Annotated in this window: 23 protein-coding genes and 4 pseudogenes; 6 read left to right on the plus strand and 21 right to left on the minus strand. The window is 56.9% G+C overall.

The window, feature by feature from the left end; genetic code table 11:
• Positions 1-836: 836 nt before the first annotated feature.
• Together N8E88_RS10700 and N8E88_RS10705 are read right to left on the minus strand one after the other, a co-directional pair.
• Complete coding sequence (locus N8E88_RS10700; RefSeq protein WP_262291724.1) at positions 837-1,262, minus strand: putative quinol monooxygenase; 426 nt, start codon at positions 1,260-1,262, stop codon at positions 837-839.
• A 168-nt stretch (positions 1,263-1,430) separates the two neighbouring features.
• On the minus strand, positions 1,431-2,279 hold the full coding sequence (locus tag N8E88_RS10705; protein ID WP_262291725.1) for a VOC family protein: 849 nt from the start codon (positions 2,277-2,279) through the stop codon (positions 1,431-1,433).
• A gap of 210 nt (positions 2,280-2,489) precedes the next feature.
• Between N8E88_RS10705 and N8E88_RS10710 the strand changes: the two genes are divergently transcribed.
• A complete protein-coding gene (locus N8E88_RS10710) occupies positions 2,490-3,482 on the plus strand; it encodes an AraC family transcriptional regulator (protein ID WP_262291726.1) in 993 nt (330 codons plus the stop codon).
• Positions 3,483-4,172: 690 nt separating this feature from the next.
• On the opposite strand, the gene N8E88_RS10715 is transcribed toward N8E88_RS10710, so the two are convergent.
• From N8E88_RS10715 to N8E88_RS10725, 3 genes are all read right to left on the minus strand, one after another.
• A complete protein-coding gene (locus N8E88_RS10715) occupies positions 4,173-4,442 on the minus strand; it encodes a hypothetical protein (RefSeq protein ID WP_262291727.1) in 270 nt (89 codons plus the stop codon).
• 325 nt (positions 4,443-4,767) lie between these two features.
• Positions 4,768-5,898, minus strand: coding sequence for an MFS transporter (locus N8E88_RS10720; protein WP_262291728.1), 1,131 nt, complete (start codon positions 5,896-5,898; stop codon positions 4,768-4,770).
• Entirely contained in the window at positions 5,895-7,244 is a 1,350-nt protein-coding gene (locus tag N8E88_RS10725; protein ID WP_262291729.1) for an HdeD family acid-resistance protein, read from the minus strand. The genes N8E88_RS10720 and N8E88_RS10725 overlap by 4 nt, the downstream gene beginning before the upstream one ends.
• On the opposite strand from N8E88_RS10725, the gene N8E88_RS10730 reads away from it, so the two are divergent.
• Complete coding sequence (locus tag N8E88_RS10730; protein ID WP_262291730.1) at positions 7,243-7,503, plus strand: hypothetical protein; 261 nt, start codon at positions 7,243-7,245, stop codon at positions 7,501-7,503. The two genes, N8E88_RS10725 and N8E88_RS10730, sit on opposite strands and share 2 nt — an antisense overlap.
• A 466-nt stretch (positions 7,504-7,969) precedes the next feature.
• Here N8E88_RS10730 and N8E88_RS10735 read toward each other — a convergent pair whose 3' ends face one another.
• The 4 genes from N8E88_RS10735 to N8E88_RS31530 all read right to left on the minus strand — a co-directional run bounded on the left by N8E88_RS10735 (position 7,970) and on the right by N8E88_RS31530 (position 10,002).
• Complete coding sequence (locus N8E88_RS10735) at positions 7,970-8,323, minus strand: EF-hand domain-containing protein (protein WP_262291731.1); 354 nt, start codon at positions 8,321-8,323, stop codon at positions 7,970-7,972.
• A gap of 28 nt (positions 8,324-8,351) precedes the next feature.
• Positions 8,352-8,603 carry a YMGG-like glycine zipper-containing protein gene (locus tag N8E88_RS10740; RefSeq protein ID WP_262291732.1) on the minus strand — a complete coding sequence of 84 codons (252 nt, stop codon included), beginning with the start codon at positions 8,601-8,603 and terminating at the stop codon, positions 8,352-8,354.
• Positions 8,604-8,707: 104 nt separating this feature from the next.
• Positions 8,708-9,076 (minus strand): DUF4087 domain-containing protein, encoded by a 369-nt coding sequence (locus tag N8E88_RS10745; RefSeq protein WP_262291733.1) that lies wholly within the window; start codon positions 9,074-9,076, stop codon positions 8,708-8,710.
• 38 nt (positions 9,077-9,114) lie between these two features.
• Positions 9,115-10,002, minus strand: coding sequence for a lysozyme inhibitor LprI family protein (locus tag N8E88_RS31530; RefSeq protein WP_315975218.1), 888 nt, complete (start codon positions 10,000-10,002; stop codon positions 9,115-9,117).
• Positions 10,003-10,849: 847 nt separating this feature from the next.
• On the opposite strand from N8E88_RS31530, the gene N8E88_RS10755 reads away from it, so the two are divergent.
• A complete protein-coding gene (locus tag N8E88_RS10755; RefSeq protein WP_262292412.1) occupies positions 10,850-11,590 on the plus strand; it encodes a hypothetical protein in 741 nt (246 codons plus the stop codon).
• 525 nt (positions 11,591-12,115) lie between these two features.
• Here N8E88_RS10755 and N8E88_RS10760 read toward each other — a convergent pair.
• Positions 12,116-13,063 carry a LysR family transcriptional regulator gene (locus N8E88_RS10760; protein WP_262291734.1) on the minus strand — a complete coding sequence of 316 codons (948 nt, stop codon included), beginning with the start codon at positions 13,061-13,063 and terminating at the stop codon, positions 12,116-12,118.
• 88 nt (positions 13,064-13,151) lie between these two features.
• Here N8E88_RS10760 and N8E88_RS10765 point away from each other — a divergent pair, with 88 nt between their 5' ends.
• Both N8E88_RS10765 and N8E88_RS10770 read left to right on the plus strand, forming a co-directional pair.
• Positions 13,152-13,841 carry a DUF924 family protein gene (locus tag N8E88_RS10765; RefSeq protein WP_262291735.1) on the plus strand — a complete coding sequence of 230 codons (690 nt, stop codon included), beginning with the start codon at positions 13,152-13,154 and terminating at the stop codon, positions 13,839-13,841.
• Positions 13,842-14,056: 215 nt separating this feature from the next.
• A pseudogene (locus N8E88_RS10770) lies at positions 14,057-14,220 on the plus strand (HWE histidine kinase domain-containing protein); the annotation flags it as partial.
• 162 nt (positions 14,221-14,382) lie between these two features.
• On the opposite strand, the gene N8E88_RS10775 reads toward N8E88_RS10770, so the two are convergent.
• From N8E88_RS10775 to N8E88_RS10790, 4 genes and pseudogenes are all read right to left on the minus strand, one after another.
• Positions 14,383-16,614, minus strand: coding sequence for a sensor domain-containing protein (locus tag N8E88_RS10775; RefSeq protein ID WP_262291736.1), 2,232 nt, complete (start codon positions 16,612-16,614; stop codon positions 14,383-14,385).
• Positions 16,615-16,762: 148 nt separating this feature from the next.
• Positions 16,763-17,047 carry a hypothetical protein gene (locus tag N8E88_RS10780; RefSeq protein ID WP_262291737.1) on the minus strand — a complete coding sequence of 95 codons (285 nt, stop codon included), beginning with the start codon at positions 17,045-17,047 and terminating at the stop codon, positions 16,763-16,765.
• 494 nt (positions 17,048-17,541) lie between these two features.
• A pseudogene (locus tag N8E88_RS31795) lies at positions 17,542-17,865 on the minus strand (type II toxin-antitoxin system RelE/ParE family toxin).
• Positions 17,862-18,764, minus strand: a complete 903-nt coding sequence (locus N8E88_RS10790) for a LysR family transcriptional regulator (protein ID WP_262291738.1) — start codon at positions 18,762-18,764, stop codon at positions 17,862-17,864. Before N8E88_RS10790 ends, N8E88_RS31795 begins: the two are co-directional and overlap by 4 nt.
• A 179-nt stretch (positions 18,765-18,943) precedes the next feature.
• On the opposite strand from N8E88_RS10790, the gene N8E88_RS10795 reads away from it, so the two are divergent.
• Positions 18,944-19,936 (plus strand): NmrA/HSCARG family protein, encoded by a 993-nt coding sequence (locus tag N8E88_RS10795; RefSeq protein ID WP_262291739.1) that lies wholly within the window; start codon positions 18,944-18,946, stop codon positions 19,934-19,936.
• Between the two features lie 260 nt (positions 19,937-20,196).
• On the opposite strand, the gene N8E88_RS10800 is transcribed toward N8E88_RS10795, so the two are convergent.
• The 7 genes and pseudogenes from N8E88_RS10800 to aztC form a co-directional block, all read right to left on the minus strand.
• Positions 20,197-20,385, minus strand: coding sequence for a flagellar FlbD family protein (locus N8E88_RS10800; RefSeq protein ID WP_262291740.1), 189 nt, complete (start codon positions 20,383-20,385; stop codon positions 20,197-20,199).
• Positions 20,386-20,582: 197 nt separating this feature from the next.
• Positions 20,583-20,819 (minus strand): hypothetical protein, encoded by a 237-nt coding sequence (locus N8E88_RS10805; RefSeq protein WP_262291741.1) that lies wholly within the window; start codon positions 20,817-20,819, stop codon positions 20,583-20,585.
• 278 nt (positions 20,820-21,097) lie between these two features.
• Complete coding sequence (locus N8E88_RS10810) at positions 21,098-21,397, minus strand: hypothetical protein (protein WP_262291742.1); 300 nt, start codon at positions 21,395-21,397, stop codon at positions 21,098-21,100.
• Between the two features lie 116 nt (positions 21,398-21,513).
• Positions 21,514-21,712 (minus strand): annotated as a pseudogene (locus tag N8E88_RS10815) (GTP-binding protein); the annotation flags it as partial.
• 61 nt (positions 21,713-21,773) lie between these two features.
• Positions 21,774-22,382 carry a ZinT family metal-binding protein gene (locus N8E88_RS10820; protein ID WP_262292413.1) on the minus strand — a complete coding sequence of 203 codons (609 nt, stop codon included), beginning with the start codon at positions 22,380-22,382 and terminating at the stop codon, positions 21,774-21,776.
• 66 nt (positions 22,383-22,448) lie between these two features.
• Positions 22,449-23,579: pseudogene (gene aztD, locus N8E88_RS10825) on the minus strand (zinc metallochaperone AztD); the annotation flags it as partial.
• Between the two features lie 67 nt (positions 23,580-23,646).
• On the minus strand, positions 23,647-24,516 hold the full coding sequence (aztC, locus tag N8E88_RS10830) for a zinc ABC transporter substrate-binding protein AztC (RefSeq protein WP_410010595.1): 870 nt from the start codon (positions 24,514-24,516) through the stop codon (positions 23,647-23,649).
• Between the last annotated feature and the right edge of the window lie 210 nt (positions 24,517-24,726).

Here is a 24,726-nt window from a genome sequence, read left to right on the forward strand (position 1 = left end):
TCGACCTCATCGACAACGGTCAACCGCCGAAGGCTCGGCAAGCATTAGGTATAACCGAACCATTAGTTGAAAAACCCTCCATAACTTGATTTAGACCGCAATCATATATTTGATGTAGTCATCGACAGACTGACCCGCCTGACCCACAAGATGCGTTTTGAGCATTATTGTGAGTTGAAAAATAAATCTGATGCAGGCACCGTTTTATATCTTGAAGGGAAGAAACGGTATCTACGCCTTTTAATTACTATCGCATTCATCTGCATCACATGGCTCGCATGTAGATACTTTCCGATGCCTCCGGCCGGACACCGGTGAAACAGCCTTATAGCTACAGGCGATCCGCCGCAAACATGCCCGCTCGTCTTGTCTTGTCTTGAGGCAAACTTGCACCGGGATCGGCACGATTTGCGTTGATCCAAGCCGCTAAGGAGGCGGGCAACTATGTGGATGAACCGGAACGCCCACCGCCACTTACGGGAAGCTCACGAAGTGGCACAACAGCAAGCCACGGCGCAGGTCGTAGCGTCTGATCGACGAACCAATGCGACGACTGCGGGAACTATCTGCCAGTGGTTCGGAAATTGGTGCAAGAGGTCATTAAGACAAAGGCCTGAGACGAGGGCAACCAGAGGATACCGAACGCAATCAAGCCATCACGAATTCTGAAGTGATCAGTCACCTCGAGGCCGTTCGGCCAATGACCGGTTTGGGCCGATCCTGGACCCTGGCACCGCCGCCACCCTCCGCCCGACCTCGCTCGGTTCTAAGATGAATAGCGGATCACTTTGGTCGTTGGCGAAGCGGCAGCGCCCCCGCTGCTTTCCATGATCACATCAGCGGTCGGTCGCCGCGTTGTTGAGGATACTCATACGGATCACGGTGACCCCGCCATTGGCTAGCTCGGGCAGGCGCGCGAACCAAGACTGCACATGCGGCGTCTGGTTATGCGCTTCGAAATCGGCTTGGCTGGCGAAGATCTCATAGAAGATGAAATGCCCGGGCGCCTCGCGGTTCTCCTGAAGGAAGTAGAGCAGGTTATTCGGTTCGGCGCGGACCTGCGGCACGAGCGATAACGTGATGGCGCGCAGCGCATCCTCCTTGCCAGGCCTGGCGCGAACCTGCGCGACGACGGCATAGGCGTCGGCGGGCATATCGGCGTAGCGTAGGCCGCCGGCGTCGTGGGCAATCGCCGAGGGCGCTGCAAAAGCGGCCGCAATCAGCGCTGCCGGCCTGATGTGCGACAGGAATGTCCGTGGCATATTTTATTTCCTTCCTTCGTGGGATTGGGACCGAGTCGCAGACAGTGCCCTCGAGCCGCCGAATGAATCTGGGGCCCATTTCCTCGGTCGTGAGTTCGGCCTTCATCGTTGTATACACGCCTATGAGGAAGAGGTTGGCGGCAAGGTCGTTCATTGCCTGCACTCCGCTCAGCGCGATGCAGCCACCATTTTACGCCGCGCTTCCAGCGCACTGTCGAAGGTTTGCTTGACCGGACCCAGTGCCTGCACGAACTCGAGCTGCTCGCCTTCCGAGCCGGTGCAGTAGATCAGCCGCCACCCAGCCGACTTGCCCTCCGTGATCGGGTTGGAATTGGCGTCGAGCGGGGCTGCGCTGCGTTCCGCCTCGCTCGTAACGTTTACGACGCGGTTCGCGCGGACATGCGTCATGCCGCGCCGCGCCGCGCCCGCTTCGAGGTCGGCGATGAACTGGTTGAAATCGACGTCGTCGCGGATGTGAAAGCAGATGTGCATCATCCGTGGAAAGGCAGGGCTCATATGATCGAGTGGCTCGGCGAACGCTCGCGGACCACCCATTGGCTGGTCGGCGTCGCGATATTGCAGAAGCTCGATCACGACATTGTCGAACTGGATGAAGCGCACGTCGAGCCGCTGGGCGCCACCGCGAAGGTCGGGAATTCCTATGGTGCGCGGATTAACACCGCGTGCGCGCGCTTCGATTTCCTGACTGGTCAGCAGCGTATTGTGAATACGCTCACCTTGAAAATCACCGTCCCTCATTACCTCGGTGCCGCCGAGAACCTCGGTATAGAAGGTGAAGGCTCGTTCCATGTCCTGGACCGTCAGGCCGAAATGTTGGACGCCTTGCAATCGGGGGCCAATCGGCAGCTCTGGGTTGGCCGACGAAGCCGTCTGCCGCCCCTGCGCCGCGGTTGGCGTCGCCATCCCGGTCATCGATGCGGCCAGCACCGCACCTGTGCTTTTCAACGCGTCCCGGCGATTGAGGCCGCCTGAAATCTGCCCATGATTTTCTACCATCTTTTGTCTCCCTGAACTTGCGCAAGCGCTCGGCGACCTGACCTGCTGCTCCCTGACGCAGCATCACGTTGCGCCATTCAACTAATTGCCGTGCACCCCCGCGGTTTCGTTATCCCCCCGCACCACACGAAGCGAACACCGATGTCAGATAAGGGTCCGCGGCTGGCGCGTATTTCAAAATCTTGCTATTTTGCTGCGACAGGCGCTTCGATGCTTCGCATAAATTTGCGCCACCAAAAGCGTTTAGGCGGCCTGGAGGGCGGGCGGTTGAAATTCGACGAGGCCTGGCGGGGGTTCGGCTACAGTGAACGGGACGGCGAGCGCGCCGGCCTTGCTTCCTGCAGGGCGGTTAATACTTCTGGGGTGCCGCGATACTGGACAGATCATTTGATCGCACCGGTACGCATGATCGGCGCCGAAACGGCGTCGCTCAAATTGAGCTATTGGTTCTCGACTATCGAGGATTCCCCGCAAGAGGGTGATCCGAACTTCGTCAGTGCCTCGCTCCGCACGAGCGCAGCGACGGCCTGGCGCGATGCGGCGCCGTCGGGCCTGGTATCCATGTTGCCGTTCGAGGGCGCACAATGGCGCTTCGAGCAGCCGGTGAGCTTCATGCAATTCCACATTCCATTCGACCTGATGGGCATGGTTTGCGTTTCGCTGTTCGGAATAGAGCTCACCCACGATCATATCCGGATGCCGGCCGATGTACTAGATGTCCAACTACACCACAGCCTGGAGCGCATACGGCATACGGCCTCCCTGATCGAGCCTACCAATCTTCTCCTCGACAGTTGGGCACTGATCCTCGCTGAAAAATTCCTTCTGCGGTTATCGAGTCACGGCGAGCGAAACGGGCACGGACCATTCGGCAAGCTTCCGGCCCGGGGTGTTGCACGTATCGTCGATTACATCGAAGATGGGATCGACCACGATCTGCGACTGTCATCGCTCGCTGCGATCGCAGGGATGAGCACCTATCATTTTGCCCATCGCTTCCAAGAGACAGTTGGCATGTCGCCCCATTCTTATGTGCTGGTACGGCGGATCGAACGGGCTCGAGCCTTGTTGCAACGCGAAGGCGCACCGCTCGTCGATGTCGCGCTCGCTTGCGGTTTTTCCAGCCAGTCCCATTTGACGACCGTGTTCCGCCGTTGTCTTGGTGTCACCCCCGGAGAATATCGCCGGCGCGCAGTAATCTAAGTGGATTGACGATGCGATAGGAACCGCCGAAAAGACGCCAAAGGCGCGATGGGTATGCTGTCGCTGATGGGATCAGTCATTGTCCAGCCAGCCTTTGCGTTTCATGAATTCACGAGTGAGTTTGGAACTGAGTATCCGGTGTTAGGCCTGTTGGTAACTCCCGCAACAATCTCTTTAATATTATGGATGCTTTGCGGTGACCAAGTCTCCACGAGGGGGTGGGGTCAATCCTCCATTGATTACATGGTTTCGAATACGCGCTTAAATCGCTAACAATATTTACGTCTTGATCCATCTTCTCGATCACTGCCTCAACTTCGGCACCCGTAAGTATGCCTCTTGACGTACCCGTTGGTGGAGGGCCCGCTGGATAGGCGCTGGTCTTTCCACTGATCATTCATCGCGAAAGCGAAGCCAAACCGAAGGTTAAGGACAAATACATATTGACCTCGATGATCCTGAACTGCACTTAGGCAACCCAGTTGGAACGCTTTGAGCTTTGCAAGGCAGCGTTGCAGGCGAATTGACGTCGTATACAAACACAAAAGCACGACAAACCTTTTCCTTTGAAAATGCCGATAGGAGCGAAATTTTCAGTAGATTTCGATTTGTGCCTAGAATTCTACAAACACACTTTGCAGCCTATCGGATCAGTAATCTCCGATGGTAGATAGGCGGACTTCCAATCAGTCAAATCACAGCAGGTTTCTGCAGGGCCGCGGCTCTTTTTCGGCGCGCCTTGTAAACTAACTGTTGAGCGTTGAGTTTTTCGCGATTGGCGGCGCGGTAAGCTTTCTGATAGGCGCTGTTGTGTTCTTTGTTTGATTGCCGCCACTTCCGTGACCTCGCTGCGGCCTTGGCCTTTTGCTCGGGGCTCAGCGGATTGGCGGCTCGCCACTTCCGCATCCTTTCGGCGGCCTTAGCATAGGCGTCCTTACTCGCATCATCGTCTCTTGTCATACGTTCTCTTCAATCCGGTGCATCCGCAGAAATTATCGGCTTCATGAAGGCGAGTCAAAACGGCCAGCCAAGGCGGAAGCCTATGTCGACGCTCTTGGCATGACTCGCCTGTGCTGCTGACCTTTTCGGAAGGCGGAGCCCACATGGGAAGGGGCTTTTAACGCCAAGGTAAGTTACCCTTATGACAAACATACCACCCGGCTGAATCAGCAGTCGCAAATGGATTGATCGCGGAAGCGCATCCGTAACATTGGCGCTGCTTGTGGCCTCAGAGCGTGTTAAAAGTCTGGCATCGGCTGATTTCGGCTAAGCCCGAGCTTTGAAATCAATTCGGCGACTGATTGTTGAACCCGGCAAAGATAGCAAAGAGGCCGCAGGCGGCAGCCGCGAAGATCGGCAGTCCGCGCGACGAAACCTCCATCACCATCCCACCGATTAGCGGCCCGGCAAGCGCACCCAGCCCCCAGGCGATCGACAGCAGGGCATAAACGCTCACCAGTTCACCACCCTCGTAACGATCACCGAGAATGGCGATAGTTATCGTATAGATACCGACAAAAGCTCCGCCCCAGACGAACAGCAGTGGATAGGCAAGCCAGGCATGCGCCAGGGCGGCGGGCCAGACGAGCGCGCCAGCGGCTGAGATTGCGGCGAGAATGACGACGAGAATGCGACGGTTCATTCTGTCGCCCAGCCAGCCGATGGGGAGCTGGAGCAGGATAGATCCGATCAGCAGGACCGTGAGCAGGAAGGTGGCCGACTGTTCCGGCCAGCCAAGCTGGATCGCATACAACGGAAGCAAGCTAAGACCTGCCGATTCCAAAGCCGCATTCAGCGCTGCGGCAGCAACCGCCACGGGTACGCGCTTGAGATAGCGAAACGGACTTTCATCCACGGCCCGCTCGGGCTTCGCTTCACGGGGACGGCCGAGTTGTAGCACCACGCAGGCGGCAAGGGTGAGCACCGCGCCGATGACGAAAGCGAGCGCTTCATCGCGCCCGACGAGCGCAAGGATTCCCGGGCCGAGCGCGGTGCCTGCCGATAAAGCAGTCACATAGATTGCGATCGTCTTGCCGCGTTTTTCCTCGCTGGTGATCTGGTTGAGCCATGTTTCAGAGACCACGAACAGGGCCTCGGCAGCCGCGCCCAACGCCGCCCGGAGCGGAAACCACCACAGGAAAGGCGCGGTCGGAAAAACCGCGAAGAGCGCGCCGGCGAGGAGCAGCGCACACTTGGCGAGCTTGCCAAAACCCAAGTGCCTGGACAGATGCGGAAGCGCAGGCGCGACGAGCAGCACGCCGATCGCATACATGGCGCTGTTGGCGCCGACGAGTGTTTCCGAATAGCCGGCGTCCGAGAGCTCGAGCGCGATCAGCGGCGCGCTGAGGCCATAGGTCAGACCGAAGGTGGCGGCGGTCAGGATCACGACCCCTGCCGTTCTTGTCGGACCGGTCACGACACGGTCCTATCTCTTTCGGCATGCCCGTGCTTGTGGACGAGTACCCGTCTCGCACGGAAAGCTTCGCCGATCCGCGTCCTCCAACGCCGCTCGCTATGCTCGATCACCTGCTCGAGGAGGCGCGTGTAGTCGAGTACCAGCCCCGGCGTCCAGGTCATCGCTTCCGTTCTACCACGCACGATCCGCATCAACCAGAAATGCGGATCGCTGACGATGCGGAAAAGATCGCGCCAGGGCCGTCCCGTGTAGGCTGCGCCCTCAGTGGCCGCGTCGAGCGCCTGGATGACTGTGGTCGAGCAATTGCGTGCGGTGAGATTGTAGGTCGTGTCTTGCGAATAGGCTTGCCAGAACCTTTTCAGCGCTTGCGGGTTGAAGCGGCAGAAGGTGATTTTCTGGTCCGGCATGCACCAGGCGGCAGCTTCAATCGCCAGCGATTCATTGAAGCGCCCCGGCACGTCGTTCTCATGGCCCGCCGATAGAAGCGCACGGAAATCGTCCGGGCTGTGGTCGATGTCATTGGCCGGGTAATGGCTGACATAAAGGTCTGGCGGCATTTCCAGCGCGCTATGTCCGGTCGAGACCACGCCTTTCTTGTCGACGGCAGCCACATAGCGATCGACTAGCAAGCGTCGCTCCGGGTCCTTCACGGAACCGATGGCGGTCCAGACATAAACGTTGAGGATCTTGTCGCCTTTGCCGACAGCCGCATCATCTGTAACAACCGGATGGACTTTGCCGCCCTGCCAGTTGCGCGCCGCGTAAAGCGGGAGGGAGGTGATGGAGGCGCCGTCGGGCAGCTGCCGTAAGGGTAAGGCCATGCGGACGAGGGCATAGCCCGACGTCAGAAGAAGCAGCGCGAAGCAGAAGGGGACCGTCAACAAATGCGGCACCGGCCAAGCGAAAAGGATCATGGCTGCCAGACAGACCTCGATCAGCCCGGCGACGATCCCGACCCTCCACCGCGGGCTTTGCACTACATAGGCCGAACCAATCCGGAGCAATCCGTCGATCAGGAAAGCAGCGCCGAAGACGATCGCAGCGCCGATATTGTTGTCCCACGGCACGTTGACGACGATAAATGCAGCGAAGAGAAAAGCCGCGCCGCGTAGCGCGTCGATCCAATGCCGGCGCAGTCCGAGCGAGACAGCCGCTACGATCTCCACGATCCCTTCGATCACGAGGAAGAGGGCGAGCGTGTCCAGGACAACGGACAGCACTCCATCGCTCAGATCAAACAGGATCAGGATACCGAGGAGCATCCAGACGACGCCTGCAACCATCAGGAGCCGCCACATCGGTTTCAAGGCACGCGCCCCAAGAAGCAGGAAAAGGAGCCTGATCATGACATTAACGGCCTCCCATCATCACTATGAATCGACGAGCTCTCATGCAGTCCTTGATGAGATCGGCTCGCTGCATGCCTTTGATGATGCCTTCCCCGATACTACGCCCCGTGGCCGCCGCGCGATGTTCATCGTCGCGCCATCCATCGACACTTCTCTCAAGAGCACGGTTGACCATTGTGAGTTCGTCTTCGGTGAGTTATCCGCCCAGCGGCTCACCGGACGCATCTCCCCGAGGAATGATGATTTGGAATCATGAGGAAACGCTTTGTCGGGGTTAATGCCCAAGACGAGGGCGGCAAGCGCAAGGCGAGCGTAAACCCGCCCGCCCCTGTCGCTCCAGGAGCGCAGGTCACCGACTGAATTTCAAGGCGCCGGGCGATGCCCCGCGTGTCGGGGTTGAAGGCGCGCCCCGTCGCCTCGATCTCTGCACGCATCGAATGAGCGCCGCCGCATTCTGATTTTGAGGTCATGGCTCACCTATATGTGCAATATTGTGAGAGACGGGAAAGCCTGGTTCCAGAAGGTTGCGATCGAACATTTAGCTCACTCCGTTTTTCAGCTTTGGTCGATTATGACGGACTCGCTTTCTGAGGTAACATGTGCGGCGGATGTTGGTCCGCCGAACAGGATTGCAGCGATGCGCAGGAGCTTGAACACCTGCCAGAAGAGGTCAAGGGCTTCAGAAAAGACATTTCCCCAATCCCATCTCCCTGCGGAAAGGGCTACTGGAGTTGGCCGTCGCCGCTTCTATCGGTCTTGGCAAAGTCGGCCATGACCTGGTTCATGAATTCCTTCTGGCTCACGTTGCCATTGCCGTCGCGGTCCGTCGCGGCAAATTGGGCCGGGGTCAGCACTTTGCCAACTTCGCCGGCGCGCAAACTGCCGTCCCCGTTCGTGTCCAGCTTCTTGAAAGCGTCATTCATGAAAGCCTGATATTCCGTCCGGTTCACCGAACCATTGTCGTTGGTATCGAGCTGATCCCGGTGGCCTTCATACATTGGTGTGGGCTGCTGCGCTGTCGCTACCGCGGTGCAAAGCAGGAGGGCCGAAACGGCCGTTGCAATTTTTGTTTTCATCTTGATGTCCCTTCTCGTTTTGCGGGCCTTAGCCACAAGCCAGGCGGTTGCCGATGTAGCCACCGCCGCCCAAACCGACTGCTGCACCGATGAGCCGGCCGGTACCGCCACCAATCGTGCTACCTATCAATCCACCGACGATCGCACCGCCTACGGTGCCGGCCATGCAGCCGAATTCCGCATTGTGGGCTCGAACGGACGGGTCCGACGACGACGACTGGCAGGCCGTCAAGGCGAAGCTGCCTACCAAAATGAGTGCCACTGCTGCTCGTTTCTTCATTGGTTTCTCCAGTTCTGTCGTTTCGTAAAATTGCGCGATATGCAAAATTGTCTTGGTTGGACCTCCCTGTGATAATTGTCGGCTTAAATCAGAGAATGACGGCATCAGTCCGGATCGGGCAGAGATCCGTCATTGCGACATCGCGCCAGGGGAAGGATGTCGCCCGCGATCACTCTGGTAATCCTTTGCTGCCTGGCGCTGGTCACGACGGTCATGCAAGCACATCCGTAACCGTAACCCGCACCAGGCACATTGGTCTCCACGAATTGCCGATCGTCAAAGGCGGGGAGATTGTCGATACCTTTGGGATCCGGACGTCCTTGCGTCTGAATCCACCACTCGCCGTCCCCGTCTGTCAGGATGAGGTTGCCGGGTGTCGGGCTGGAATACCAGCCACACCGGCGTTCGGCGGAATAGACTGCTGCAGGTAGAATCATGGCCAGGCAGAAACAGATGCCGAATAGCGGGCGCATGGAAATCTCCTCTCAACCAGGTCCCCGGAGCGGCAAGCCTATGGCTTCAGCTTTGTGTCCGGATGCTTCTCCTCGATCAGGTAGCAGTGGAGCGTAACGGGTGCTTTCATGACATCAGCAAGGGCACCGTCGATAAAATCGCAAGCGAGCAGATTGTCGGGATTGCTCTTGCGCGCCGACGCGACGTTGACGTTGACCTTGGCAGGGCCGGCGAGCCAATCGAGACGCTTCGTGTCAACCTTCGCGCCACTGACATGCGCGTGGCCACCGGTGCCCGGTATTTGCACCTCTTCGTCCTGCTGCACGAGACTGATCTGGCCGATCTCGTTGGCATGCTTCTCGGCACTCTTCTTCGGATCACCGTAATAGTCGGCGAAGACAACGATCCCCTCCTTTTCGGCCGCGAGCCTGGCAGCCGCTTTCGGGGAGAGCGTAACGTTAACATCGAAACCCATGTCACCCTGGGCGGTTGCCGGAGTCGCAGCTTGAGCGGGCGTAGAGGGAGCGGCGGTTGAAACGGCAGCGGCGGGGACGGGGCAACGCATGTCCCCTTCCTCGCATTTCAGATAGGCCTCGAAGTTTTTGATACGCGATTGTGTCAGCCCGTCCGTGCACTGCGCAGTGAGCATTGGCATCATGCTTCCGCCGGCCGCTTGGGCGGTCTGGAAATTGCACTCGGCGTCGCGAAATTTGACCCAATCTCGCTGTGCCTGAACAAGAAGCTTCTTGGTGTCCGCGTCGTCGTTCAGGCGGGTTTCGATCTGCTGGTAAAGCTCATTGAGCTTCTTGTCGGATTTCTTGAAAGAAGAACCGGCGCACTCGTTCATGGCGGCCTGAGTCTTGGCGGCGTCGGAGCACTTGTCTTGCGCAGAAGCGAAAGTCGGCATAGCCAGAACCATGGCGGCAGCCAGTGTCACGGTTTTCATCGGTTGTCCTCCGTTTAGAATCCATCTGTTGACGGACCAGGGTCCCCACGCCAATGTTGTCCGTCGGCGGCACAGTCGGCCCCTATTTGGAATCGTGTCAGAATGACAGATTCCTTTCGTCCAGCTGGTTTACGGGAAGGGAGTCACCTCGCCGCTCAGGCAGTATGGTTATTTTGTGGCAACAACGCAACAATCAATTGCTTTACAATGACTGAAACAGGGAACAGCTGTACCGAAAATATATTGTTTAGACCGGTGGATGGAGCTATTTATATTTCAAATATTGAATTAAATTCGATGTATGTACCATAGCTTGCTTCTTGCAATTCTCTGCTATGGAGCGCCTTAGAACTGTGGGGCGTCATACTGCAATCTCGCGGTGATCTTCTCGCTCGGCCCAAAGTGCGCTTGTTCACGCTTTATTGCCACCCGATACACTTTGTTTTTCGAAAGTATGGTTTTCGCAAGAACAAACAGATGTGCCTTGGTAGAATTCCATGCATCGTCCGGGGCGAGTAAGACGTTGCGAGTTTAGTTTCCGGCCACTTGAGGGAGTTTTACAATGTCCACCATCCGAAATCTCGTATTCGCCGGCATGCTTGCGGCGGCATCATTTGCCGTTGCACCAGCCTATGCGCTCACTGCCAAGGAATGCAGCGTCAAGTATCAGGCGGCAAAGGAGGCAGGGACGCTTGGTGGTCTGAAATGGAATGATTTCCGCAAAGCCGAATGTGCTTCTGATGCCGCGCCGGCAACGGAGACGAAGAAGGCGGCGAGCAAGACAAAAGCCGATACCACAACAACACCCACAGCCGCCGGCGGCACCGATGGAAGTGGTGGTTTGACGATGAAGGAATGCAGCGCAAAATATCAGGCTGCAAAGAGTGCCGGTACATTGGGTGGACTGAAGTGGAATGATTTCCGCAAAGCCCAATGTAGCGCGGACTCTACTGCTGAAGCTCCGGCAAGCCCAACCAAAACCAGCAAAACCGCGACCAACAGCGCCAGTGATGATGGCGGTCTGACGATGAAGGAATGCAGCGCCAAATATCAGACTGCCAAGAGCGCCGGAACACTCGGGGGTCTAAAGTGGAACGACTTCCGCAAAGCACAGTGCAGCACCGGTGCATCTGCTACAGCCAATCAGCAACCGGCTCAACCGACAACGACTGCGACCGCCGCATCGGATGACAGCAATGGCGCTGGTCTGTCGATGAAAGAATGCAGCGTCAAATATCAAGCGGCCAAGACGGCGGGCACGCTCGGCGGCTTGAAGTGGAATGATTTCCGTAAAGCGCAATGCAGTGCCGATGCCTCTACAACCAATGATGACGAGACTGCTCCGAGTGCCGATACCGCCACATACAAGGGCGAGCCGGCAGCACCGACGGCAGCCGCTCCGCGCGGCGTGGGTTTCCCGAGCGCCATCGCGACCAAGTTTTCCAGTGAAAGCCCAGGCAAGGCCCGCATGCACACGTGCCTGGAACAATACTATGCCAACAAACAGAACAACTCTCTTGGAGGGCTGAAGTGGATTCAAAAGGGCGGCGGCTACTACAGCCTGTGCAATTCGCGGCTCAAGAGCTAGCTACAATGGCAGCAAGCGGGCTGTAGTGGTCCGTTTGCTGCTGCGGAGAATCTAGCGCCGTCAGTCGGAGATTGCGGAGCATCGGCAATGCCAAATATGGGGTCATCCCGCCTGAGAAGCGCAAGTTTCGATGGCAGCATCACGAGCCGGAGCCAACCATGCGCCCACACTCCAGGCCAACGTTCACTATTCTGGAGGACTTGATGAACTCTTATTTTGACAGCCCTATTTTCGTGAAAGACGGCTCGAAGATGGTCCGAGAAATTGCAACACGCAGGGGCGGCTCGAACGCCATACGCTGACAAGGGAGCTCTGCTCGTCTCCTTCCCTGACTGGATGCTCGAAAACACCGGAAACACCTGGGACGGCCCACGTCAATCAGGTTTCCCTCGCTGGAGCTCAGCAAAACTCCTGAGCTCCTGTAGGTGTTTTCACTCAGCCTGTGGCTCAGAACTTCACCTTAAACCCGGCCGTGTCGTTGAGGCTGTCCTTGCGACTTAATTCTTGCCCGGCCAGACCCTACAGTCAACAACGCCGCCCCGTCTTCTCAACCACGCCAAAGAGCCAGTCGACTCCCCTGTCCATCATTGCGGCCTTGGTCGCGACGGCAAGAATCTGATCGCGCGGCCGTGCTAGAGGAATCTCGGCAATCTCAAGGTCGAGCCGCCCTGCATATGTCTCCGCCAAGCGTCGGGGCACTGCAGTCGCGAAATCCGTCCCGGACAGCATCAGCATCGCTTGCATGAAGTTCGGTACGGTCAGAGCTACCCTGCGCGAACGGCCGAGCGCAGCGAGATAATCGTCAAACATGCCGTGACTGTCGCCTGTGAGCGATACAACGATATGCTGCATATCGCAGTACCGGTCGAGCGAAGGATCTTTGGGATAACCATGTCCTGCCCTCGTCACGATCACGAAACTCTCTTCGTAGAGCGTCGACATCACAAAGCGGGCGGGTACCGATTGAAGCGGCACGATTGCAATATCAAGACTGCCGGCTTCCAGCTCATCGAGCACCGGCTGCCAGGCGGTTTGAAGGCCCCTCGCCCTGTTGGGCGGTAGAAGCTGTCGTACGCCAAGATCGATGCGGGGGGCCAATGATTGGAGAGCACCGAGTAACGGCGGCAGCAGCACCGCTGAGACACCATCCGGTGCGCCAATCGTAAAACGCCGTCGTGATGTCGAGGGATCAAAGGCCCCGGCAGTCGAGACAATATCGCCAATGCGCGCAAGCACGTCCGACACCGGTTCCCGCAACTCTATCGCTCGGACTGTAGGAACCACGCCTTTCGGCGTTCTGAGAAAGAGCGGATCGTTCAATAACCGTCGCAGCCGCTTCAAACCATGACTGACTGCGGAGGGCGAAAGATTAAGCTTCTCAGCTGCACGGCCAACGTGGCGCTCGTCGAAGACGATCGCGAAAAGCACGAGCAGGTTAAGGTCGATACGAGCTAAATTACTTTCATTCAGCATATTGATGAAATCATACCATTGGATTCAGCATCACGCATCTGAAATGTTGCGATCACGAATTTGTAGTCCAGCAACACAGGAGCTTTAAATGTCCTGGAACTTGAAACCACCCGCCAGTCTGGAAGCCTTTGTGGAAATCGCATCGATGGCTGGAGGTCTACCCTTTGTCGAGGCGGATCGCGGAAGGGCCGCCCGCAACTATGCAGATCACGCGACGTCAGATGCAGTAACTCCGACCAAGGTTATATCGGGTGAAGCCGTTGTCGAATTCTGGCGTGCAGCAGGCCCAACGCTTTGGTTCGCCAAAGACGTCGATTTCGACCGCCGGTTTCGAGAGCGGTTCCTTGATCTGCACGAGGCGGCGGCCCGCGGCGAGCTTTCCGATTGGCTGTCGACACCGACAGGGGCGCTGGCGCTGGTCATTCTCCTCGATCAGTTTCCGCGCAATGCCTTTCGCGGAACGCCGCGCATGTACGAAACGGACCAAATGGCGCGGGAGATTGCCAGCGATGCGATAGTGGCCGGTTACGACGAAGCGATCGAAGCGGAAATGCGCCTGTTCCTGTACCTGCCGTTTGGTCATTCGGAAAGCCTGCCGGACCAGCTGCTATCCGTAGAGCTTGGCAAGCGGCTTGGCGAACCGAACCTTTCACATGCACGGCGGCATTGCGACATCGTCCAAAGGTTTGGACGCTTTCCGCATCGCAATCCGATTTTGGGGCGCACCATGCGTCCTGAAGAACAGCGATATCTGGATGAAGGCGGTTATCGGGGTTAGCGGACGCTCGCCGGCTGCGGGGGCTGCCCGAAATACCGCGAGAAATTCGGCCAATATGCCGTCACCCCATGGTCTTGACCAGCCAGCCGTGATGCAAGGCGACTTGCGGCTCGAACGTATCATTGAGATCGGTTTGGAAACGGGCAGGCGTTCCCTCCTCATCGATTTGGCTTCAACGGCAAACCGAGGACATTGGAGGCTGCGAGGCAACGCTCGCATCGAAGATTGCCAGGGACATAACCGATCGAAGGCGTGCCGAGCAACAGCAACATATGCTGATCCGTGAAATGGACCACAGGATCAAGAACCTGTTTGCGCTTGCCAGTGGAATAGTTTCGCTGAGTGCCGCTTCGCCGCTACGCCTGCCGAACTTGCCGCAACGGCCTCCATCGCCTCAACGCCCAGGCACAATGGAAGGCGGTGGCAGGTGCATTAGCCTGAAATCTGCCAGCCAAAAGGATTTCCCTTTCCTCGAAGAGTTAACCTGACATCACCCCTTTATGCAAAGGAGCGGATTGGCTGCACACATATACTCGGATGGTCAGCCTTGGAGCATAAGTAGATCAGCCATCGCGCCGGGGTCGACGGGTTTGCTGAAATGGTAGCCCTGGGCCTCGTCGCACCCGTTGGCACGCAAGAACGCCAGTTGACCTTCCGTCTCGACACCCTCTGCAATTACCATCATGTTCAAGCGCTGTCCGAGGGATATCACCGCAGATATGATGCTTCGATCATCCTCGTCATGTGCAAGGTTGCGCACGAACGATTGATCGATCTTGAGACGCGTTACGGGCAGGCATTTCAGAGTGCTCAGGCTGGAATAGCCCGTGCCAAAATCATCAATGGCGAAATGAACGCCCAGCTCTTGCAATTCTTTCATGGTTGCGATTGCCTGATCAACATTGCGCATCAACAAGCTTTCGGTCACTTCCAGTTCCAGATACTCGGCTTCAAGGCCGCTTTCTTTCAATATTCGCCTCACCCGCTGCGGCCAGTCCTTTTCCTGAAATTGCAGTGCCGAAACATTGACACTGACGCTGAGGTGCGGAAGCCCTGCATCCTGCCAGGCTTTGTTTTGCCGGCAGGCCTCGTTGAGGACCCAGTCCCCAAGCGGAACAATAAGACCCGTTTCCTCAGCGAGCGATATAAATTGAACGGGGGACAATACACCGAGAACGGGATGTCTCCAGCGGACCAACGCTTCTGCCGCGAAGATGCGCCCCGAGCGCAGATCGACTTGAGGTTGATAATCCAGGTAGAATTCCGACCGCGCGATGCCCGAGCGTATTGCATCCTGCATTGCAAAGCGTTCGTGCGCTTTGGTATTCATCTCCGCGGTAAAAAACTGGAAGCTGTCCCGCCCACTATTCTTGGCCTGGTACATTGCCGCATCGGCGTTCATCAGCAACGTCTCTGCATCGTTGCCATCATGTGGAAACGTAGCAACACCCATGCTGCAAGTGATGTGGAATTCGTGACCGTCGAGAGCAATCGGGTCCGTAATAGCTGCCCTGAGCTTGTGCAGGATTACTGAGATCGCATCGGTGCGTGCGGGTAGATCGACCAGCAGTATTACAAATTCATCGCCACCAAGCCGAACAACGGCATCGATCGGCCTCACGCAGCCCACCATACGACGCGCAACAATCTTGAGAAGCTCGTCTCCTGCCGTATGGCCCAGCCTGTCATTGACCGTTTTGAAATTGTCGAGGTCTACGAAGACCACCGATACCCAGGGGTTATGATGGTGAAGTTCCGTGTGCAACATGGCCTGGGTCAAACGATCTTTGAGCAAAATGCGATTTGGCAAGCCCGTCAGAGCGTCATGATTGGCCAGGAAAAATATCTCATCTTCGTTTTGCTTGCGCTCAATCGCGATGGCAGCAATCCTTACTACCCTTTCCGTGAGCCGCCTTTCAAAGGAACCTGGTTGCCTCACCTCACCTGAATACAGGGCAAAGGTACCGAGGAGGTCGCCCTGATGCGACAAAATCGGCGTCGACCAGCAGGAGCGCAGGCTGTGGAGTTGTGCCAAGTCCCTGAAGTTGCTCCAAAGTGGATCATTCGCGATATCCGCGACTATGACGCTCTCCCGCCGATAAGCTGCCGTGCCACAAGAACCCATGTTCGGGCCAATCGCGATGCCATCAATAGCGCGGGCATAGGTCCCCGGAAGGCTCGGCGCGGCACCGTGCCAGAGGTGCCCTCCATCGCTGTCAACAACAAGGATTGAGGCAAACACGCCCTCCAGCTGCTCTTCGATCAGGCGCATTATTTTGTCTAGTACATCCCTGAGAGGCAAGTTCATTGCGATCATTTCGAGTACAAGGCTTTGCTCGTCGCGAAGACGATCCGCCTGTTTGCGAACGCTGATGTCGCGCGATATCCCGACAAGTCCTATGGTCTCGTTCGTGTCATTGTGAAGAGCGATTTTGGAGGTCGAGAGCCACTTTTTGGCTCCGGTTACCGCATCAACGACCTCTTCCTCCATGTCGATCATCGGGCTGCCGGATTGGATTATCGCCTGCTCGACTTCGAAAAACCTTGCCGCGAGATCGGGCGTGTGTAGATCAAAATCGGTTTTGCCAATCAACTGATCCGCGTGGTCGTAACCGTGGATTCGCGCTACCGCCTGGTTTACAACAACAAAGCGGTGATCCAGATCTTTCACGAACAGATAGTCGGGGACCTGATCGATCATTGCCCACAGCAAATTCCGCTCTGCCGTCCAATCCGTGGTTGCCAAAAGGCCCTCATGGTTTCGCGCTGCCATCCCCCCGATCGTTGTGGTCAAACGGCCGATCTGCAAGTCGCTGCTCTCGGAATTGGAACGACCGGGATGCGCGCCATTGTCGGGCGCGCGGAGGAATAGTCTCCGGAGCCAGGGCAATTGCATCCGGGCATAGTCATTGGCCACCGGGCTAAGGCCTTACACCGGAGCGCCTGCGCACCGGTTGTTTGCGCATCTCTGTGCTAAAACCCATGCTGCGTTCCCGGTCCGCTGCCAGCGATGCGATCAAGCTGACGTCACGTTTTCCGTTGTTAAACAGCCGCATTACTTCACGTGCCAATCGGCCAGCGTTATGATTTCCATCATCCGATGCGTCGAGCAGGAACATAGCCTGTTCATAGGCCGCCGACATGACGTGCCAGTTCACCTTGGTATATGCATCCTTGGAAACCGATGTTAAAATCTGGAATGACATGATTGCTCCCTTTGGGCGGGAGCTCGACTAATCTCTCCAGCGTCAGCGGCCGATCCAATGCCTGACGACGAGATGAGAGTCCTCCTTTAAGGCAAACAAGTCAATGTAAGTAAAAAAATGCTGCATATTCCTCGGTTTAGATGAATGAAAAACAAGGACAGCAACGACGAAATCAAAGTATATCCTGTTGTCCAAAAGACAGAACGCATCTTCTAATGAAATACCCCGACACGTTCCTGTCGGGCCGAGAACAACGAAGATGGACTTTGGTGCAGCGACAAGAATTCGACGCACCTCAGTCTTTGACTTCCATTTCTGTGCCGGCGCCCCGTTCACGGGATGCGGGTCTGCCCGCATGGATCGGTCTGGCCATACCATTGCAGTTGGCTGCGGATTTGAACAACCTCATGGTAGTTGGTGCACCATGGTCGTTGGCTTTTTCGCAAGGTATTGGCACAAGTTGGCCGAGATTTGCTGTTCAGGCTCGGGCCTGCCTATTTATCCTTTGCCTGTTGCCTTCTCGCGAACCGACCTCCGGGAACATATCCATGGCTCATTGGGAATCTCACTTCAAATGCCCGCCTTGAAGGGATTTGAATTGCAGGATCCTCGAACGCGAAAAGCTGCAATGCAAGCGTACGGGGGATAACAAGCTCCCTCGTTCTAGCAATTCAGCCAGGTCGACCGCTCTCGGGAAAGTCGAGAAGACGGCGTGCGGCGCAGACGATTTCCTCTTCGACGTGAACCGTCGCCCTCGGATCCGCGCTTTCAATGTAACTGAAGATAGCTTCGAGAAGCAAAGCCAGGCAGCCATTTATGTGTGCGCCATCAGCGACACAATAGCCTCCCGGATCCAGCGTTGGCCGCCGTGTCCGTGACTGCGCTCGTGCCACACCATTCCCACGGCGAAACCTTCGACGGGAAATGGGCAGTCTATTACCATGAACTTGTCGGCACGGTCGCGTACGAGACGTTCTGGAACAAGGGCAACGAAGTCCGAGGAAGACACGATCTCAGGAACGAACAAAAATGAGGCTGCAGATAACACCGCATTGCGTCTGTGTCCGAGGTCAGCCAAAGCGCTGTCCACTGGCGTCACAAAGCCACCGCCGTCCAAGGAAACAATTACCTGGTCCATCTCAGCAAACTCCTCGACCGTGATTCCCTCTCTTAGTCTCGGATGCTTCCGTCGGCCAATGAGCACATAGCGCTCGTTAAACAGGTGTCGAGTACGAAGACTCGGCGAAGCGGCCTGCGGCGTCATGAGCGCCAGATCCACATCACCCCGCACCATCTGCGCGTCCAACTGCGGCACGTCGAGATTGCGCAGCGCGACACGAACTCCGGGTGCCCGCATCCTGAGTTCCACGACGAGCGGCTTGACCACCACCGCCTGCAGATAATCTGTACAGGCGATAGAAACGGTTAGCTTGGCTTCAGCCGGGTCAAAGTTCCTATGGGAAACAACCGTGGCTCGAACTTGGTCGAGGGCCTGGCGCAAAGGTTCGAGCAATTCCATTGCTTTAGCGGTCGGCGTCATTCCTCGCTGTGCAGGAATTAGCAGTGGGTCGTCGAACTCATGTCTGAGGCGGTTTAGCTGGGCGCTTACTGCCGGTTGGCTCAGATTCAGGCGCGCGGCCGCCTTCGTGACGTTCTGCTCCACGAGCAACGTCTCAAGAGTGACCAGCAGATTGAGATTCAGGCGCTTGGTATCCATTGAATGGATAGTAGCTGAACATTCCTATGATTTCCAATATAGCTCGAAACAGGCAAGACTTCCGGCCTGAGGTCCGGCCTTTTCCGCGGTCGCCATTCACGAGCACCCTGGTGGACAGCAACCGGGCGACTACGGTTCACGACCTCAAGATCAGGAATCTCAAGACTGGGAGAAGTTGCATGATCCAAGCCGATACCGCCAAACCTCTGATCACTGTTGTCGGTGCCTCGAGCAAGCAAGGCCGCAGTGTCGCCGAGGCCCTGCTCGACAGTGGGCGCTACCGGGTGCGTGCCCTGACGCGCCGCTGCGATAGCCAGCCTGCGCAAATCTTGGCGCAGAAGGGCGCCGAGGTCGTGGTGGCACCCCTTGAACTCGGCATGGAGGCCAAGCTAACCGCGGCCATGAGCGGCTCGTACGGAGCGTTCTTGATGACGCCGCCCATCGTCAAGGTGCCGCCGGAGGAACTCGAGCTTACCCTCGGCATGGAATTGGCTAACGCGGCGGTGGCCGCTGGCGTCGAGCATGTGGTTTTCAGCGGGCTCGAAAATGTCGAAGCGCGTACCGGCGGCACCAAGTGGGCGCCGCACTTCACCGACAAGGCGAAGGTGGAGGACTACATTCGCAGCTTGCCCGTTCGCAGTTCGTTCGTCTACCTGGCGTTTTACTACACCAATTTCCTAGAATACTATGTGCCGCAGCGCGGGGCGGACGGCATAACGTTCGCCATATACTTGCCGCCGCATATACCCATGCCGTTCTGTGATCCGCTCAGTGCCGCTGGACCGGCAGTGCGCGCGATTTTCGATCACCCGACGCAATACGCCGGCAAAACCCTACCAGTGATCGGCGAGTTTCTCACGGCGCAAGAAATGGTGGACACTTTTGTGCGGGTCACCGGGCAGCGGGCGCACTATGCCTCCGCTTACGCGCGCGAAGACTTGTTGCGCCACTTTCCGAATTTTGCCGCCGACGAGCACCTCGTGCGCGAATTGGTGGGTATGGTGGAATACGCTGTCGAGTATGGCTATTACGCCCCCGACCGCGATCTGACGTGGAGCCGGAAAATCGATCCGCATGCGTTGACTTGGGAGCAATTTGTGAAACGCAGCAATTGGCAAGGCGACCTGCTGTCCTATGGCGCCACCTCCGAGGCCGAGCTTTTGTCGACGTGACCAGCGGCGACGCTGCATCCGCGCTGTGAGTACGTTGTTGGCGTTTTGCGGACTGGCTGAACCTGGGCGTCCTCGTTCACGAACTCGCCCACTATATCCAGTAGTTCAACAAAGTGCCGATGTGTGAGGCAGAAGCCATTCCCGCTCAATGCAGATGGCCGCAATCAATGGGCGAAGGCCCAAGAGACTACAGAGAGAACCATACTCCGACTTACCGGAGATAGTGAGTTCTCGAACTGGATTGGCTGGCGGCAGAATGATTAGCCACGGCCCGCGTATTGAGACATGAGGTTTACCCATCTCTGAGAGACGATGGTTAGGTCCTCTTTCACGGAGAACTCACCATTGGTCGTGACGATATTTGTTGTCTCGCCGGCCTGGGTAATCGTGACGACGGCATACGGGTTCACATGCACCGGAAAGCCATTTGGATAGGTAAGTTCGAGCATAGCAGACTCCTTTCCCTCCCCCGTGTATCCAATTACCAAAGCGAGCGACAGTATTCCTTTGTCGATCCGTCATGGCACTTCGTCTGGCTAGATGGTGTCTAATGATGCCATCCGGCCCATTGTCGCAACTCCTGGAGGCAGCTGGATTGATAAGTACGCGTGCACAGCCACAGGGTGCGCAAGGCGTGCGACGGGTTTTAGCGCCGCATCTTGCGGTTTGCCGCTTTGATCGATGTGCCGATGCGCGCTTTCGCCATGGCCAAAAGTTGCTTCTTGATCGAGGCTTGGGCCATTGCTTGAGCGCTCGCCCATGTGCCCAACACGTGTCCGCAATCGCGGCAGACGGCCATGGTTTCACCAGCACCCGATGCGGCACCAACTATGCCTCTACAAGTAGGGCATTCAAAGCTGCCATCTATTGTGCTGTCTGCCACATTGCCTCCTATTGTTTCCTGATGAGGCTGACACGCGTTTGCATATTGCACACTCCCGCCTCATCTTTGCAGCTTCAGCTGCACCGGAATGGTACAAGCTAGCGTCGCGTGCCAATGCGCTGCCAGTGAGAAATTTATCACGGTATGCTTTTGCAGCAACATTGGAAACAAGCATGCCTGAGACTTTTCCCGAAACAGCAAAAGAAAGGCAGCAAAAACTTAACTGCAACAAGAATTTCTCAAATGACACCATCGCCGCGATAATTAATCGCGAACTGCTACAATTTCATAATCATACGCCAAAATTGAATTTGTGTCCCGAATTCAATTTCCAGCTCGGGCCCGACCGGCTTCCGGCGCAGCGTTTGGATCGCGGAGTTGTAGTCGCCGATGGCATATTGAGCCTGGCCCAACATCCAGTAATACCAACCGGGCCAGTGAGGATTGAGCCGGAGCGCCTTCCGCACCTGCTCAATGGCTTCCGCGGGCCGTGCTTTTTCCGTCGTCAGTTCAGTCTGCAACGCCCATTGCGTCGGCGCGGTTGCGGTCCAGCTTATGGGCGGCTTCGAATTCGGCATCCGAATCCGCCCAGCGGCTCTCGTGGCCCAAAATTACGCCCAATACCCAGCGATTCCCTGTATCATTCGGGTCGAGTTCGACCGCGCTGTGCTTCGGCAAGCGCTTTTGCGCGGTTGGGATACAATGCCGGTTCCTTCAATAAGCAGGTAGTCGAAGCGTCCCTGTTCGGAAAGCTGGCGAACGTCCTTCAAGAGGTCGTCGCACAACGTGCAGCAGATACAGCCATTGGTCATCTCGACCAGCTGCTCTTCGGTTCGGGACAGATTGGCGCCACCGTCGCGCACGAGGACAGCATCGATATTGACCTCGCTCAAGCATGGCTGGCCTCTTTGAGTAGGGAGGTGGCGGGGCGCAGCTGAGATTAAAAGCCGTCGATCAGTGCGCGATCATCTCGCGCACGATCTCCTTCGCATCCAGGGAGGATGGATAGTAGGTCGGCCAGTTCGCCACCTCTTTCAGCAGGGCGGCGCGATCATTGCCCCAGTAGAGGTGATAGTGGTCCGCGGCATCCGGCGCGATCTTGTGATCGCTGAACTGGATGTATTGCGGAGCCTGTGCGTCGCCGCCGGTCTTTTTGAAGACGAAGCGTACCCCGCGGTTACCCGCCTCGTATTTCAGGATTTCGTAGCCGTCGCTCGCATAGCGGGCTTTGAGCGGCTTCCCATCCTTGAAGAATGTCACGGTGTCGCCGTCGATCTCAATCCGTTCGACGTCGGTCCGATAGCCGATCTCGTAATAGGCCTTATATTCGTCGGCCTTCTTGTCGCCTTTCTCTGTCTTGTGCGCCATCACCGGATCGAGCGTGCCATCCTGCAGATAGGGATAAACCGACTGCCAGTCCCCGGCCCAGTCCGTCAACGCGCGTTCCTTGACCTGCGCGTCCTCAAAGTAGCCTTTGTAAACCTGGTCATCATCGTGATTGTGAGCATGGGCATGGCTGTTCTCGTGGGCGTTCGCTTCCTCGCCATCGTTGCCGTGGACCATGCCGGAACCGCCGACTGCGACGATGTTGAACGGCTTGCCTTCGACCGCAATTTCGCCGGCCTTCTCGAAGGACACAGCTTTGACCAGGTGGAGTTTGCTATTCAGAGGATCCGTAACGACAACATTATCGCCTGCGACAGCAATACGGGGCCGCGGATCGCTCCAGTGACCATCCATGGAGTAAGGCTCGGTCAGCTTAAGCGAATGAACGATCTCGCCTTTCAGGATGTCGACCTGATGGAGCTGGCCGTCTTCCGTGAAGACGTAAGCAAACTTCGCCCGGATGGGATCAACAGCAAAATGCACCCGACGTGTCGGGAGCTGCACCAGTCTGAAGCCACCATCGGCTTCGGATGGGTCAACCAGCACAATGCGGTCCGGGCCATAGTTGCCGACGAAGTACTGCAATCCCTTGCCGCCGATGAGCGTGGAAGCACTCCCTTCCGGAAGGGAGGATGCGTAGGGCAGATGCCTGATGGATGGCGTATCGCCGTTTTGGGTAATCAGAAGCAGGCCGGTATTGCAGGCCAGAGCGTAGATGCTGCCGGAACCCGCCGAGCCGTGCAAGCCAGGGCAAGCGACGTCTTCACCGACCGTGTTGCCCTCGAAATCAACCACCCGCGCACCGATTGGCCGCTTGGAAGCATCGTCGGGATTCGGGATCGATACGACCGCATTTTTGTCGTAAGGAACGGCGACGCCGTGGTGAGGCGCCATGACGTCGGCACTTCGCACCTCCGACTTGCCGTCCAGAACACCCTTCTCGGTGAAGATGCTTGCCGTGCCCTCCCCGTCGAACCACTGGGCAACGTTCCCCTGCTGTTCGACGAAGTGTCCGGGCTTCTTGCCCGAAATCTCCACGCCCAGAAGCTTCGGATCATCAACATCAATGTCCCCATGATCGCCATGATCGTGGAACGCAATTCCCGTGGAAATCGCCGATACAACGCCAGCTGACCCCTGAACCGCAAAGACGGTTTCACCGCTGCCGGTGCGATAGAGAGAGGCCGGCCCCTTGATCTTGAAGGTGTCGAGTTTAGCGCCGTCGAGCGCATCGATGACGTTGACGACGGGTTCGGCGTGATCGGAAACAAACAGTCTCCACGCAGTCACCTCATTATCGTCGGCCAGCGCGGCACCCCCGCTCATAAAGACGGCCAGCGCCAGGGCCGAGGCGCTTAAAATTAGTCGGTTCATAGGTCTCTCCTTTATTAACGGTATAACATAACAACAATCAAGAACTTCTGCCTGTTGTTATCCTTGGTCAATCGGCCTTTGTGGCCGCCCGGATCGTATTGACGTTGTGGCGCATCATCTCCTTATAGGAGGCCGCTGGCCCATCTGCGGCTGATAAAGCGTCCGAATAGAGTGTGCCCCCCACGTCAAGGCCGCTCTCCGATGCGATCTGTTCGACCAGTCGTGGGTCAGAGATGTTCTCGGCAAAAACCGCTGCCGCCCGTTTCCCCTTGATCTCACGAACAACGCCAGCCAGGTCCGCCGCCGAGGCTTCAGATTCCGTAGATATGCCTTGGGGCGAAAGGAATGTTATTCCGTAGGCGTTCTCGAAGTACCGGAATGCGTTATGGCCAACGACCACTACGCGTCTGTCTTGCGGGATCGCGGCGACCGCCTGCTGGATATCAGCATCGAGTTTGGTCAATTCGGCCCGATAGGCGGTTGCGTTAGACTTGTAGGCATCGCAGCCTTCGGTATCGGCCTTGCAAAAGGCGTCGGCAATGTTTTTAACATAGATTTTTGCGTTGCGGACAGATTGCCATGCGTGTGGGTCGAATGGCGCTTCATGAAAGACGGCCTTGTCGCCATAGTAGTGATAATGCCCGCCATGCGGATCTCTCAGGATTTCGGCATCCCTGGTTGCTTCGACGACCATCGCCGATGTTCCGCTTGCTTCCACCAGGCGAGGCAAAAATCCTTCGAGCTGCAGCCCGTTGACGAGGATCACATCAGCACTCGCCATGGCAATGGCGTCCGACGGCCTGGGTTCATAGACATGGGCGTCGCCATCGGGACCGACGAGCGTACGCAGTTCAATGCGATCGCCACCGACCTTTTGAGCAAAATCTCCAAGAATGGAAAAACTCGCAATGACATTGAGCTTTTCCTCCTCCGCCATTGAAGGAGACGCGGGGAGAAATATTATGACGCTCAGTGCAATTGTGAGCTGTAGTTTCCTGATCATTCAATCATTCCTTTCAGGTGGTACTGGCGACTGGCTTCGGATCCCCAACCATCTATGTAATGTTATTACATTAAATCAAGGTAAGGCAAGGTCGAAGTGATAGATTGGATTTGAAATGGAGGTTTCCGGCCCGGATTGCCTATA

The sequence above is a fragment of the Phyllobacterium zundukense genome, from assembly GCF_025452195.1.
Taxonomy (GTDB): domain Bacteria; phylum Pseudomonadota; class Alphaproteobacteria; order Rhizobiales; family Rhizobiaceae; genus Phyllobacterium; species Phyllobacterium zundukense_A.

Coding starts and splice junctions, on each gene's coding strand:
- N8E88_RS10700 (WP_262291724.1), bottom strand. CDS start 1,262: ATGCCACGGACATTCCTGTCGCACATCAGGCCGGCAGCGCTGATTGCG.
- N8E88_RS10705 (WP_262291725.1), bottom strand. CDS start 2,279: ATGGTAGAAAATCATGGGCAGATTTCAGGCGGCCTCAATCGCCGGGAC.
- N8E88_RS10710 (WP_262291726.1), top strand. CDS start 2,490: ATGCTTCGCATAAATTTGCGCCACCAAAAGCGTTTAGGCGGCCTGGAG.
- N8E88_RS10715 (WP_262291727.1), bottom strand. CDS start 4,442: ATGACAAGAGACGATGATGCGAGTAAGGACGCCTATGCTAAGGCCGCC.
- N8E88_RS10730 (WP_262291730.1), top strand. CDS start 7,243: ATGACATTAACGGCCTCCCATCATCACTATGAATCGACGAGCTCTCAT.
- N8E88_RS10725 (WP_262291729.1), bottom strand. CDS start 7,244: ATGATCAGGCTCCTTTTCCTGCTTCTTGGGGCGCGTGCCTTGAAACCG.
- N8E88_RS10735 (WP_262291731.1), bottom strand. CDS start 8,323: ATGAAAACAAAAATTGCAACGGCCGTTTCGGCCCTCCTGCTTTGCACC.
- N8E88_RS10740 (WP_262291732.1), bottom strand. CDS start 8,603: ATGAAGAAACGAGCAGCAGTGGCACTCATTTTGGTAGGCAGCTTCGCC.
- N8E88_RS10745 (WP_262291733.1), bottom strand. CDS start 9,076: ATGCGCCCGCTATTCGGCATCTGTTTCTGCCTGGCCATGATTCTACCT.
- N8E88_RS31530 (WP_315975218.1), bottom strand. CDS start 10,002: ATGAAAACCGTGACACTGGCTGCCGCCATGGTTCTGGCTATGCCGACT.
- N8E88_RS10755 (WP_262292412.1), top strand. CDS start 10,850: ATGAAGGAATGCAGCGCAAAATATCAGGCTGCAAAGAGTGCCGGTACA.
- N8E88_RS10760 (WP_262291734.1), bottom strand. CDS start 13,063: ATGCTGAATGAAAGTAATTTAGCTCGTATCGACCTTAACCTGCTCGTG.
- N8E88_RS10765 (WP_262291735.1), top strand. CDS start 13,152: ATGTCCTGGAACTTGAAACCACCCGCCAGTCTGGAAGCCTTTGTGGAA.
- N8E88_RS10775 (WP_262291736.1), bottom strand. CDS start 16,614: ATGGCAGCGCGAAACCATGAGGGCCTTTTGGCAACCACGGATTGGACG.
- N8E88_RS10780 (WP_262291737.1), bottom strand. CDS start 17,047: ATGTCATTCCAGATTTTAACATCGGTTTCCAAGGATGCATATACCAAG.
- N8E88_RS10790 (WP_262291738.1), bottom strand. CDS start 18,764: ATGGATACCAAGCGCCTGAATCTCAATCTGCTGGTCACTCTTGAGACG.
- N8E88_RS10795 (WP_262291739.1), top strand. CDS start 18,944: ATGATCCAAGCCGATACCGCCAAACCTCTGATCACTGTTGTCGGTGCC.
- N8E88_RS10800 (WP_262291740.1), bottom strand. CDS start 20,385: ATGCTCGAACTTACCTATCCAAATGGCTTTCCGGTGCATGTGAACCCG.
- N8E88_RS10810 (WP_262291742.1), bottom strand. CDS start 21,397: ATGCCGAATTCGAAGCCGCCCATAAGCTGGACCGCAACCGCGCCGACG.
- N8E88_RS10820 (WP_262292413.1), bottom strand. CDS start 22,382: ATGGTCCACGGCAACGATGGCGAGGAAGCGAACGCCCACGAGAACAGC.
- aztC (WP_410010595.1), bottom strand. CDS start 24,516: ATGGCGGAGGAGGAAAAGCTCAATGTCATTGCGAGTTTTTCCATTCTT.